The organism is Phenylobacterium sp. (genome assembly GCF_019636135.1).
Classification (GTDB): domain Bacteria; phylum Pseudomonadota; class Alphaproteobacteria; order Caulobacterales; family Caulobacteraceae; genus Phenylobacterium.
This window is the reverse complement of sequence record NZ_JAHBYD010000010.1, coordinates 98,795-110,228: the sequence shown is the minus strand read 5'-3', so window position 1 is coordinate 110,228 and position 11,434 is coordinate 98,795. Positions and strand designations below refer to the sequence as shown.

10 protein-coding genes are annotated in these 11,434 nt (G+C 72.3%); 3 read left to right on the top strand and 7 right to left on the bottom strand.

Annotated elements, in window-relative coordinates:
* Positions 1-127: 127 nt before the first annotated feature.
* Positions 128-1,450: an Hsp70 family protein gene (locus tag KF737_RS09260; RefSeq protein ID WP_296453466.1), complete on the bottom strand. Its 1,323-nt coding sequence runs from the start codon at positions 1,448-1,450 to the stop codon at positions 128-130.
* A gap of 86 nt (positions 1,451-1,536) precedes the next feature.
* Complete coding sequence (locus tag KF737_RS09255; RefSeq protein ID WP_296453462.1) at positions 1,537-3,843, bottom strand: NADP-dependent malic enzyme; 2,307 nt, start codon at positions 3,841-3,843, stop codon at positions 1,537-1,539.
* A gap of 130 nt (positions 3,844-3,973) precedes the next feature.
* On the opposite strand from KF737_RS09255, the gene KF737_RS09250 reads away from it, so the two are divergent.
* Positions 3,974-4,504 carry a hypothetical protein gene (locus KF737_RS09250; RefSeq protein ID WP_296453459.1) on the top strand — a complete coding sequence of 177 codons (531 nt, stop codon included), beginning with the start codon at positions 3,974-3,976 and terminating at the stop codon, positions 4,502-4,504.
* 75 nt (positions 4,505-4,579) lie between these two features.
* Here KF737_RS09250 and KF737_RS09245 read toward each other — a convergent pair whose 3' ends face one another.
* Positions 4,580-5,335, bottom strand: coding sequence for a PEPxxWA-CTERM sorting domain-containing protein (locus KF737_RS09245; RefSeq protein ID WP_296453457.1), 756 nt, complete (start codon positions 5,333-5,335; stop codon positions 4,580-4,582).
* Positions 5,336-5,571: 236 nt separating this feature from the next.
* Here KF737_RS09245 and dapB point away from each other — a divergent pair, with 236 nt between their 5' ends.
* Together dapB and KF737_RS09235 are read left to right on the top strand one after the other, a co-directional pair.
* The gene (dapB, locus tag KF737_RS09240) at positions 5,572-6,348 is read left to right on the top strand and encodes a 4-hydroxy-tetrahydrodipicolinate reductase (RefSeq protein ID WP_296453454.1); all 777 of its coding nucleotides are present in this window, start codon (positions 5,572-5,574) and stop codon (positions 6,346-6,348) included.
* 4 nt (positions 6,349-6,352) lie between these two features.
* Entirely contained in the window at positions 6,353-7,795 is a 1,443-nt protein-coding gene (locus KF737_RS09235) for an amidase family protein (RefSeq protein WP_296453451.1), read from the top strand.
* Positions 7,796-7,828: 33 nt separating this feature from the next.
* Here KF737_RS09235 and KF737_RS09230 read toward each other — a convergent pair whose 3' ends face one another.
* From KF737_RS09230 to coaBC, 4 genes are all read right to left on the bottom strand, one after another.
* A complete protein-coding gene (locus KF737_RS09230; protein WP_296453446.1) occupies positions 7,829-8,845 on the bottom strand; it encodes an NAD(P)-dependent alcohol dehydrogenase in 1,017 nt (338 codons plus the stop codon).
* A 75-nt stretch (positions 8,846-8,920) separates the two neighbouring features.
* Positions 8,921-9,691, bottom strand: coding sequence for an exodeoxyribonuclease III (locus KF737_RS09225; protein ID WP_296453442.1), 771 nt, complete (start codon positions 9,689-9,691; stop codon positions 8,921-8,923).
* 13 nt (positions 9,692-9,704) lie between these two features.
* A complete protein-coding gene (gene dut, locus KF737_RS09220) occupies positions 9,705-10,163 on the bottom strand; it encodes a dUTP diphosphatase (protein ID WP_296453439.1) in 459 nt (152 codons plus the stop codon).
* On the bottom strand, positions 10,160-11,350 hold the full coding sequence (gene coaBC, locus KF737_RS09215; RefSeq protein ID WP_296453435.1) for a bifunctional phosphopantothenoylcysteine decarboxylase/phosphopantothenate--cysteine ligase CoaBC: 1,191 nt from the start codon (positions 11,348-11,350) through the stop codon (positions 10,160-10,162). The genes dut and coaBC overlap by 4 nt, the downstream gene beginning before the upstream one ends.
* Between the last annotated feature and the right edge of the window lie 84 nt (positions 11,351-11,434).

Genomic DNA, 11,434 nt, shown 5'->3' with positions numbered 1-11,434 from the left:
GAAGGACGCGAGGGCCGCACGTCAGGAAGGGCGGGGCGCCAAGCCGGCGATGAGCTCATCTCGAAGCGCCGCAGTCCGGACGCGACTCCCTCACCCTCGCCGGCTCACGCCGGCCTGTCCCTCCCCATCAAGGGAGGGAAGGCGCCCCCATCGTCCAGCGGGAGAGGTCGCGTTCGCGGGCCATCAGGGCCAGGCCCGAGGCGATGGACTCCAGCTCGGCGCCCGTCTCGATCCGGTCGCTCGGGAAGCGTCGGTGGAAGATCGCCCGCACCGCCGGCACCAGCGACGAGCCGCCGGTGAGGAACACCCGGTCGATCCGCTCGGCGGTCAGGTCGGCGTCGGCCAGCGCCGCATCGACGGCGGCCTCGATCTGCGCCAGCTCGGGTGCGATCCAGCCTTCGAAGTCCGCGCGCGCCACCGGCTTCACGATCCCGATCGACCCGGCCTCGAAACGGAACACGTCGCCGTCGCTGGCGGAGAGGCTCTCCTTCAGCCGCGAGACGGACCTGTAGAGCTGGTAGCCGTAGTTCTCGTCCAGCACCTCGATCAGGGCGGCGATCTTCCCCGGCTCGACGGCCTCGCGCGCCAGGGCGCGGATCTCGCGCATGTCGCGGCTGGCGCGCAGCATGGCCAGTTGGTCCCAGCGCGCGAAGGCCGCGTAGTACTTGTAGGGGATCGGCAGGGTCTTGCCGAACGAGACGTAGTCGCCGCCCTTGCCCAGCTCGGGCGAGACCAGGTTGTCGATGATCCGGTAGTCGAAGGCGTCGCCCGCCACGCCCACCCCGGCGCGGCCCAGCGGGATCGCGCGCACCTCCCCTGCGTGGCGCTCGAAGCGGATGATCGAGAAGTCCGAGGTGCCGCCGCCGAAGTCCCCCACCAGGACGGTGGCGTCATGGTCCAGCTCGCGGGCGAAGAAGAAGGCCGCGCCCACGGGCTCGTAGGCGTAGAGCACCTCCTTCACGCCCATCCGGTGGAAGGCGGTCTCGTAGCGCGACAGCGCCAGCGCCTCGTTGGGCGAGCCGCCGACGAACCGCACCGGCCGCCCGACGATCACCCGCTCGGGCAGGGCGCCGAGCTCGGCGCCCGCATAGTCCCGCACCTTCAGCAGGAACGTCGAGAGCAGGTCTTCGAACCGGTAGCGCCGCCCCAGGATCTGGGTCTCGGTGAAGCTCTCCTGCGCCGCGAAGCTCTTGAAGCTCTGGATGAACCGGGTCTCGGCCGGGTCCTCCACATAGGCCTCGATCGCCCACGGCCCCGCCGCGACCTGGCGGTCGGACGGGGCCTCGGCCGGCGCATGGAAGCTGAGGCACGAGCGGAACGCGAACAGCTCGCCCTCCGGCGTCGGGAACTGCACCAGGCGCGCCGGCCCGTCCGCCTCGGCCAGGGCCAGGACGGTGTTGGTCGTCCCGAAGTCGATTCCGAGGCTGTAGGGGATACTTCGGCCGTTCATCGGTCGGGCTCCTGCCGGGAAGGGACGAAAGGCCGCCCGCTCCCGGAATGGCGCGCGACCTCAGGCGATGGCGGTGACGCCCCGCATCATTCCGCGACCTCCATCAGCGGGCGGTCGTAGGCGCAGACGGTCGCCATCTGCAGGATGCGCGAGACCGACGCGCCCAGCGGGCAGATCTGCACCGGCCGGTCGAGGCCCAGCAGGATCGGGCCGATCACCTCGGCGCCGCCCAGCGACTTGATGAGCTGCGTCGAGATCGACGCCGAGTGGATGGCCGGCATGATCAGCACGTTGGCCGGGCCGTTGAGGCGCATGAACGGATAGGCGCCGCGGCTCTCGGGCTCCAGGGCCAGCTCGGGCGGCATCTCGCCCTCGTACTCGAAGTCGACGCCCTCCATGTCGTCCAGCATGCGCACCGCCTGGCGGATGCGCTCGGAACGGTCGCCCATCGGGTTGCCGAAGGTGGAGTAGCTCATGAAGGCCACCTTGGGCTCGTAGCCCAGGGTCTTCACCGCGCGGGCCGCCTCGATGGCGATCTCCACCAGTTCCTCGGCCTCGGGCATCTCGGTGACGTTGGTGTCGGCGATGAACAGCGTGTGGCCCTTCGCCATCACCACGCTCATGCCGATGATCCGGCCGTCGGGCGCCGGGTCGATGACGTTCAGCACCTCCTCCAGCACCTGGTCGAAGTTGCGGGTGACGCCGGTGACCATCCCGTCGGCGTGGCCGAGCGCCACCATCGACGAGGCGAAGGCGTTGCGGTCCTGGTTGATCAGGCGCTGCACGTCGCGGCGCAGGAAGCCCTCGCGCTGGAGACGCCCGTAGAGGTAGTCGACCGCCGCCTCGTTCCAGGTCGAGAGGCGCGCATTGAGGATTTCCAGGCCCGCGTCGGCCGGATCGATGCCGGCGGCGCGCATGTTCTCATGCACCAGCTCCTCGCGGCCCACCAGCACGGCCTTGCCCAGCCCCTGCGTCTGGAAGGCGTAGGCGGCGCGGATGACCGACTGCTCCTCGCCCTCGGCGAACACGATCTTCTTCTCGGGCGCCGACAGCACGGCGCCCTGCAGCTTCTGCGAGAAGGCCGCGGTGGGATCCAGGCGCTGGGCCAGGGAGTCGCGATAGGCGTCCATGTCGCCGATCGGGCGGCGCGCCACGCCGGTGTCCATGGCCGCCTGGGCCACGAACGGCGGGATGTAGGAGAGCAGGCGGGGGTCGAACGGCGTCGGGATGATGTACTTCGGCCCGAACTTGAGCTGCACGCCGTGGTAGGCGGCGACCACCTCGTCCGGCACGTCCTCGCGGGCCAGCATGGCCAGCGCGCGGGCCGTGGCGATCTTCATCTCCATGTTGATCTGCCGGGCGCGCACGTCGAGCGCGCCCCGGAACAGGTAGGGGAAGGCCAGCACGTTGTTGACCTGGTTCGGATAGTCCGAGCGCCCGGTCGCCACGATGGCGTCGTCGCGGACGGCGTAGACCTCCTCGGGCGTGATCTCGGGGTCCGGGTTGGCCATGGCGAAGATGATCGGCCTGGGCGCCATGGTCTTCACCAGCTCGGGCGTCAGCGCGCCCTTGGCCGACACGCCGATGAACACGTCGGCGCCCTCCAGGGCCTCGGCCAGCGTACGCTTGTCGGTGTCGACGGCGTGGGCCGACTTCCACTGGTTCATGTCCTCGGGGCGGCCGCGGTAGAGCACGCCCTTGCGGTCGACGGCGATGACGTTCTCGTGCTTCACGCCCATGGCCTTGATCAGGCCCAGGGTGGCGATGCCCGCGGCTCCCGGGCCGTTCAGCACCACCTTCACGTCCTCGATCCTGCGGCCCGTGATCTCGCAGGCGTTGATCAGGCCGGCCGAGCAGATGATGGCCGTGCCGTGCTGGTCGTCGTGGAACACCGGGATGTCGAGCAGCTCCTGCAGCTCGGTCTCGATGCGGAAGCAGTCGGGGCTGCGGATGTCCTCGAGGTTGATGCCCCCGAACGTCACGCCGATGTTCTTCACCACCGTGATGATCTCGTCGGGGTCGGTGGTGGTCATCTCGATGTCGATGGCGTCGACGTCGGCGAAGCGCTTGAAGAGCACCCCCTTGCCTTCCATCACCGGCTTCGAGGCCAGGGCGCCCAGGTTGCCCAGGCCCAGGATGGCGGTGCCGTTCGAGATCACGGCCACCATGTTGCCCTTCGAGGTGTAGTCGTAGGCGAGCTCGGGGTCCTTCGCGATCGCCAGCACCGGCACCGCGACGCCCGGCGAATAGGCCAGGCTCAGGTCGCGCTGAGTCGCCATCGGCTTGGTCGCGGTGACGCCGATCTTCCCGGGCGTGGGATGCTTGTGGAAGCTCAGCGCCTCCTCGTCGGTGAAGGTGCGTTTGTCGACTTGTTCCATCAGGTCCCCGCCCATCCCCTCGGGCTCGAATATCGGAAGCGGCCCAACCTATAGACGCCGCGCCGCGGCGACAACGAGGGAACCTTCGCCGATCCCGCCGGGTTGAAGGGCCGACGGGTGTGGGGGACGCACCGAAGGGAACACCATGAACAAACGCCTCGCTCTTGCCGCCGCCGCGACCCTTGCTCTCGGCGCCGCCCCCATGATGGCCCAGACCCCGGCGGCTCCGCCCTCCGAAGGCGCCGCGGTGAACCCCCCGGCCGATACCGGCGTGGCCGCCGACACCGCCGCGCAGCCGCCGGCCGACAGCACGACGGCCGCCCCGCCCGCCGCCACCAGCACGCCGACGCCGCCGGCCGTGGACCCCGCGACGCCGCCGTCGACCGGCGCCGCGCCCCCGCCGGCGGATACGCCGGATGACACCTCGGCGGCCAGCGCCTCGGCCTCGGGTTCGAACGCCAGCGTCACCACCGGCATGTCGGTCGTCGACAACACGGGCCTCACCATCGGGCAGGTCACCGAGGTGAAGACCGGCGCGGACGGCAAGCAGACCGCCACGATCAGGATGGGGGCCGACACCTTCGCGGTGGAGGCCTCGAACCTGGCCGTGAAGGGCCAGACCGCCGCGGTCAACGCCACCCAGGCCGAGATCAAGGACATGCTCAGGAAGAAGTAGGCCCAGGCGCCGCGTCCGGAACGACGAAGGGCGGCCCTCGCGGGCCGCCCTTCTCTCCTTGGTCCGTTTCCCGGTCTAGGCCGGGATCGTCCTGCGCCGGCGCAGCATCGCCCCGGCCGCGCCGAAGCCCACGATCATCATCGCCCAGGTCGCGGGTTCGGGAACGCCCGGACCGGGCGGCGGGGTGTCGCGCACGCCGTCGTATGTGATGGCGATGTTGTCGATGCCCCAGGCCTCGTCGCCGGCGCCCTGCCAGCCGGCGCCCGACGCGCGGATCGCCAGGGTGAAGGTCGAGGCCGTGTGGGCGAACGACATGAACGGCGCGCCGCTCATGTCGACCAGCACGTCGGAATAGTAGCTGGAGCCGTTCTCGGTCTGGAACCCGCTGTACAGCTTCGTGCCGCCGGCCAGCGCCTCGGTGCTCCCGAGGGCGGTGTTGGTGGTCATGGTCGCGACCTGCGTCCCGTCGATCCAGATCTCGAGATTGTCGGGGCCAAAGCCGCCGCCGCCATCGGAGTCCCAGCTATCGAGCAGCCCGATGATGAAGCTCATCGAGATCTGGGTGTGCGTCGCCAGGTTCGCCAGCGAGAGCGTCGTGAAGCCCGCCGGGTCGCCCTGCGAGTCGTTGCGCAACACGTTCCCGGCCCAGCCGTCGGCGTTCCAGGCGCCCGTCGTGGCGGTGGTGAGCGTCGTGACGCCGGTCAGCCCGCCCGTGACGCCCGCGTGGACCGCGAGATTGCCGTCGAAGTCGTTCTGATACAGCACCGCGGCGTGGGCCGAGGTCGCCAGCGCCGCGGCGGCGGCGCCCAGCAGGGCCTTGTACATGCGCATGTGTCGTAACCCCCAGAAAAACGGGCCCGCGCCGGGGTCCGGTCCGCGCGCGAAGCCCAACCATCGAGGGGAGAGGCGCGGACCCCGCGGATTCTCCGTCAGCCGGTCGGGGGATTCTCTTCGCCCCGCTCCAGCCTCATCGCCGGGCGCGCGATCCTTGCGCGTCATGCAACGTTTCAGAATTGACCGGGCGCGCGGCTGGCTAGCAATTGCCGCCAGCAATTCCGGAGGCCCTCATGTCCGACCCCATCAGGATCGCCATCGCCGGCGCGCTCGGCCGCATGGGCCAGGCGGTGGACAAGGTCGCGTCCGCCGACCCGGCGCTGGCCGTCGCCGCCCGCTTCGACCGGCCCGACGCCGCCGACGCCGGTCTGGCGACCCTCGACGACGCCCTGGCCGCCGCCGACGTCATCGTCGACTTCACCCTGCCGGCCGCCTCGGTCGCGCTGGCCGCCCGCGCCGCCGAGCGCGGCGGGCCCGCCCTCGTCATCGGCGCGACCGGCGCGAGCGATGCGCAGCGCGCCGCCATCGCCGCGGCCGCGACGAAGGTCCCGATCGTCTTCGCCGGCAACTACTCCCTGGGCGTGAACCTGCTGATGGACCTCGTGCGGCAGGCCGCCCGCGCGCTGCCCGCCGACCTCTTCGACATCGAGGTCTTCGAGGCGCACCACCGGCACAAGGTCGACGCGCCGTCCGGCACCGCCTTCATGCTGGGCGAAGCCGCCGCCAGGGGCCGCGGCGTGAAGCTGGCCGACGTCCAGCGGCGCACCCGCGACGGCATCACCGGCGAGCGCCCCGTCGGCGAGATCGGCTTCTCCGTCCTGCGCGGCGGCGGCATCGTCGGCGAGCACAGCGTCACCTTCGCCGCCGAGGAGGAGATCCTGACCCTCAGCCACTCGGGCCGCGACCGGGGCCTCTTCGCCCGCGGCGCCGTGGCCGCCGCCAAGTGGGTCGCGGGCCAGCCGCCCGGCCTCTACGACATGCAGGACGTCCTCGGGATGAAGGGGAGCTGAGGCGATGGCCGGCGAACTCCTCGACCGCGACGCCACCGACCAGTTGCAGGCGCTCGCCGCCAGGCGCGTCTCGGCCGTCGAGCTCCTGAAGGCCGCGCTGGCCCGCCATGCGGAGACGCACAAGACGCTCAACGCCGTCGTCGCGGCCGATCCCGAACGCGCGCTGGAACGCGCCCGCGCCATCGACGACGCCCGGCTGAAGGGCGAGGCGCCGGGCGCCCTGGCCGGCCTGCCGATGACCATCAAGGACACCTTCGACGTGTCCGGCATGGCCGCGTCCTCGGGCCTGGCCGAACTGCGCCGTCGCATGACCGAGGACGCGACCGCGGTCCGCCACGCCCGCGACGCCGGCGCGGTGATCTGGGGCAAGACCAACGTGCCGGTCATGGCCGCCGACTGGCAGAGCGCCAACCCGCTCTACGGCGCCACCAACAACCCCTGGGACCCGGCCCGCACGCCCGGCGGCTCCTCGGGCGGCGCGGCGGCGGCGCTGGCCGCCCGGGTCACGGCGCTGGAGATCGGCTCCGACATCGGCGGCTCGCTGCGCGTGCCCGCCAGCTTCTGCGGCGTGTTCAGCCACAAGCCCACCTGGGGCATGGTCGGCCAGCGCGGCCACGTGCCGCCGCATCCCGGCAGCTACGCCGAGCGCGACCTCAACGTGGTGGGCCCGCTGGCCCGCTCCGCGCGCGACCTGCGGATGCTGCTCTCGATCCTGGAAGCCGGCCCGCTGGCCCCCAAGGCGCCGCCCGCCGACCTGGCCGAGACGCGCATCGGGCTGTGGCTCGACGAGGCCCGCTGCCCGCTCGACCCGGAGGTCCGCGCCGTGCTGGAAGCCTTCGCCCAGCAGCTCCGCGACGCCGGCGCCGAAGTGGAGCCGATCCGGAGCCCGGTCGACATGACGGCCCTGCTCGGCGCCTACCAGACCCTGCTGGGCGCCGTGCTGGGCGAGGACCTGCCGCCGAAGCTGATCCGCCGGATGGAGCGCGCCCGCAGCCTCGCTGGCCTGTTCGGCGGCGGCGACGGCGACGACCCCTTCTCGCCGCTCCATCTTGCCCGCGCCTACACCGCCCGCCACCGCGAATGGCTGGCCGCCGACGCCGTGCGCGCGCGCCTGCGCCACGAGATCGGCGACGCGTTCGAGCGCCACCATGTGATCCTGGCCCCGATCGCGCCGGTCGCGGCCTTCCCGCACGAGACGCGGCCGTTCCAGAAGCGGTCGCTGACCCTCAGCGACGGCCAGGCGATCCCGTACAACTCGATGCTCACCTGGATCGGCCTGGCGACCGCGCTGCACCTGCCCGCCACGGCGGTCCCGGCGGGCCGCACGCCCGGCGGCCTGCCGGTCGGCGCGCAGATCATCGGCCCGCTCGGCGGCGACTCGCGCACGCTCGCCGTCGCCCAGGCCATCGACGAGAACGTGCGGGGCTTCGAGCCCCCGCCGATCTGACCGCCGGCCGGCGATTTTCGGGGCGCGACGGCGCTACGCCGCGACCTTGATCACCACCTTGCCGAAGTGGCTGCCGCCCTCGAGATGCACGAAGGCCTCGCGGGCCTCCTCGAAGGGGAAGACCCGGTCGATCACGGGCTTCAGCCCGGTCATCCCGGCCAGCCGCGCGAACGCGATGAGCGCATTGCGGTCGCCGACCGTGATGTTGCGGAAGCCGGCGCCGCTGGCCTTCAGTTGGAAGAAGTCGATGCCCGGGTTCTCGGTCGACAGGAACCCGATCGAGGCGATCTCGCCGCCCAGGGCCACGGCCCGCAGCGACTGGCCGATCGTGCCCGGCCCGCCCACCTCGACCACGCGGTCGACGCCGCGGCCGCCGGCCAGCTTGCGCACCGCACGCCCCCACTCGGCCTCGGCCACGTAGTTCACGACGTGGTCGGCGCCCAGCGCCCGCAGCCGGTCGACCTTGCGGTCGCTGGAGGTCGTGGCGATCACCGTCGCGCCGACCGCGCGGGCGATCTGCAGGGCGAAGATCGAGACCCCGCCGGTCCCCTGCACCAGCACCGAATGCCCCGCGCGGATCGGCGTGGGGCCGGTCAGCGCCGTCCACGCCGTCACGCCCGCGCAGGGCAGCGTCGCCGCCTCCTCGTACGACAGGCCCTGCGGAATCCGGACCACCGCCTCCTGGCTCACCGCCTTCAGTTCGGTCAGCCAGCCGTCGGACTCGGCGCCGTAGCTGTCGGCCTGGATCGTGGACGGCATCTCGCCGCCGAACCAGCGCGGGTGGAACGCGCCCATCACCCGGTCGCCGGCCTTGAACGCGCGCACGCCCTCGCCGACCGCGACCACCTCGCCCGCCGCGTCGCTGACCGGGATCAGCCCCGGGAAGCACGGCCGCGGATAGCGCCCGCGCACCATCGCCAGGTCGCGGAAGTTCAGCGAGACCGCATGCACCCGCACCAGCACCTCGCCGCGCTGCGGAACCGGGTCCGCCTCCTCCCGCAGCCGCAGCGCATCGGGGCCGTCGAGGGTGTCGAAGCGGTAGGCTCTCACGGGGGCGGTCCTCTGCGGGGTGACGACGACACGGGCTAGCCTACCCGGCCGGCGTTGGCGACCCTGGCGGCGGGCCTAGCCTTCCAGCTCCACCCACGCCGGCGCATGGTCGCTGGCGCCCGCCTTCGCGCGGTGGTGGCTGTCCACGCCGGCGGATTCCAGCCGCGCGGCCAGGACGGGGCTGAGCAGGACGTGGTCGATCCGCAGGCCCGCGTCGCGCTGGAAGGCGTTCCGCCAGTACTTCCAGAAGGTGTAGACCCGCTCGCCCTCGCCGAAGACGTCGCGGATCCCGTCAACCCAGCCGGCGTCGCGCAGGGCCGCGTAGCGGGCCTTCAGCTCGGGCTGGAACAGGGCGTCGCCGCGCCAGCGCTCGGGCGCGTAGACGTCGAGGTCGGTCGGCATGATGTTGTAGTCGCCCGCCAGGGCCACGGGCTGGCCGGTGGCCAGCAGCGCCTCGGCGTGGGCCGCGAAGCGGTCGTACCAGGCGAGCTTGGCCGCATACCTGGCGCTGCCCACCGGATTGCCGTTCGGCGCGTAGAGGCAGCCCACCAGCACGCCCTTCACCGCCGCCTCGATGTAACGGGCCTGGGCGCCCGAGCCTTCGCCGGGCAGGCCGCGCCGCGTCTCGATGGGCGCCGCGCCGCGGGCCAGGATCGCCACGCCGTTCCAGCTCTTCTGCCCGTGCCAGACCGCGCCGTAGCCCGCCTGCTCCAGCGCCCTCGCCGGGAAGCTGTCGGACTTCAGCTCCTGCAGGCAGGCGACGTCGGGCTTCGTGTCGGCCAGCCAGTCGAGCAGCCGCTCCAGCCGCCCGTTCACCCCGTTGACGTTGAAGGTGGCGATCCGCATCCGCGCGGAACGCTCAGCGCCCGCCGGTCGAACCGAAGCCGCCGGCGCCGCGGGCGGTGTCGTCGAGGCTCGCGACCTCGGACCATTGGGCCTGGACCACCGGCGCGATCACAAGCTGGGCGATGCGGTCGCCGCGGCGGATCGTGAAGGCCTCGGGCCCGTGGTTGACCAGGATCACCTTCACCTCGCCGCGGTAGTCGGCGTCGACCGTGCCCGGCGAGTTCAGGCAGGTGATCCCGTTCTTGAAGGCCAGCCCGGAGCGCGGGCGCACCTGGCCCTCGAACCCGTCCGGCAGGGCGAACGCCAGGCCCGTCGGCACCGCGAACCGGTCGCCGGGATGCAGCACCAGCGGCTCGTCCTCCGGCACCGCGGCGCGCAGGTCCATGCCCGCGGCCTGGGCGGTCTCGTAGGCGGGCAGCGGCAGGTCGGCGTTGTGCGGCAGGCGGGTGATCGGGACGACGGGGGCGGTCACTGGAACTCCTCGGCGATGCGGGCGGCGAGCCTGCGGGCGACCTCGCCCTTGGCCATGCGGTCCCATCGCTCGATTCCGCCCTTCGACACGATGGCGACGGCGTTCTGGTCGCCGCCCATGGTCCCTTCGACGCTGACGTCGTTGGCGACGATCCAGTCGCAGCCCTTGCGGGCCAGCTTGGCCTGCGCGTGGGCCTCCACGTCGTCGGTCTCGGCCGCGAAGCCGACCACCAGCCTGGGCCGCCGCGCCTTGGCCGTCGACAGCGTGGCCAGGATGTCGGGGTTCTCGACCAGGCCGATCGCCGGCGGCCCGCCCGCGCCCTTCTTGATCTTCGACCCGTTGAGGGTTTCCGGCCGCCAGTCGGCCACCGCGGCCACGCAGACGGCGATGTCGGCCGGCAGCGCCGCCTCGCAGGCGGCCAGCATCTCGCGGGCCGTCTCGACGTCGACGCGCTTCACGCCTGCGGGGGCCGCAAGCGCGGTGGGGCCGCTCACCAGCGTCACGTCCGCGCCCAGCGCCGCCAGGGCCTGCGCGATCGCGTAGCCCTGCTTGCCCGACGAGCGGTTGGTGATCAGGCGCACCGGGTCGATCGGCTCGGCGGTCGGCCCGGCGGTGACGATCGCGCGCCGGCCCGCCAGCGGCCGCCCGCCGGCCAGCGCCGCCATGATCGCCGCGAGGATCGCCGGAGGCTCGGCCATCCGCCCCGGCCCGTACTCGCCGCAGGCCATCGCGCCCTCGTCCGGCCCGACGAACAGCACGCCGTCGGCCCTGAGGGTCGCCAGGTTCCGCTGCGTCGCGGCGTGCTCCCACATGCGCACGTTCATCGCCGGCGCCATCAGCACGGGCTTGTCGGTGGCCAGCAGGGTCGTGGAGGCGAGGTCGCCGGCCAGGCCGTTCGCCGCCTTGGCCATCAGGTCCGCCGTGGCCGGCGCCACGACCACGAGGTCGGCCGAGCGCGAGAGCTCGATGTGGCCCATCTCGGCCTCGTCGGTGAGGCTGAAGAGGTCCGAGTAGACCTTGTCCTCCGCCAGCGCCGAAAGGCTCAGCGGCGTGACGAATTCCGCCCCGGCCTTCGTCAGGATCGGCCGCACGCCGACGCCGGCCTTGCGCAGGAGGCGCGTCAGTTCCAGCGCCTTGTAGGCCGCGATCCCGCCGCCGACGATCAGGAGAACCCGCTTATCGCTCAAGGGAACCGCCCCGTTCGAGAGGGCCCCGATTTAGGTCATCGGCGGGGACTCGACAAACCTTCCGCACTGTGTTCTTTCTTTGTT

What these genes read in the sequence shown, in the direction of transcription:
- KF737_RS09235 (WP_296453451.1), top strand. Translation starts at nt 6,353, where the DNA reads ATGGCCGGCGAACTCCTCGACCGCGACGCCACCGACCAGTTGCAGGCG.
- KF737_RS09260 (WP_296453466.1), bottom strand. Translation starts at nt 1,450, where the DNA reads ATGAACGGCCGAAGTATCCCCTACAGCCTCGGAATCGACTTCGGGACG.
- KF737_RS09255 (WP_296453462.1), bottom strand. Translation starts at nt 3,843, where the DNA reads ATGGGCGGGGACCTGATGGAACAAGTCGACAAACGCACCTTCACCGAC.
- KF737_RS09225 (WP_296453442.1), bottom strand. Translation starts at nt 9,691, where the DNA reads ATGCGGATCGCCACCTTCAACGTCAACGGGGTGAACGGGCGGCTGGAG.
- KF737_RS09245 (WP_296453457.1), bottom strand. Translation starts at nt 5,335, where the DNA reads ATGCGCATGTACAAGGCCCTGCTGGGCGCCGCCGCCGCGGCGCTGGCG.
- dapB (WP_296453454.1), top strand. Translation starts at nt 5,572, where the DNA reads ATGTCCGACCCCATCAGGATCGCCATCGCCGGCGCGCTCGGCCGCATG.
- KF737_RS09250 (WP_296453459.1), top strand. Translation starts at nt 3,974, where the DNA reads ATGAACAAACGCCTCGCTCTTGCCGCCGCCGCGACCCTTGCTCTCGGC.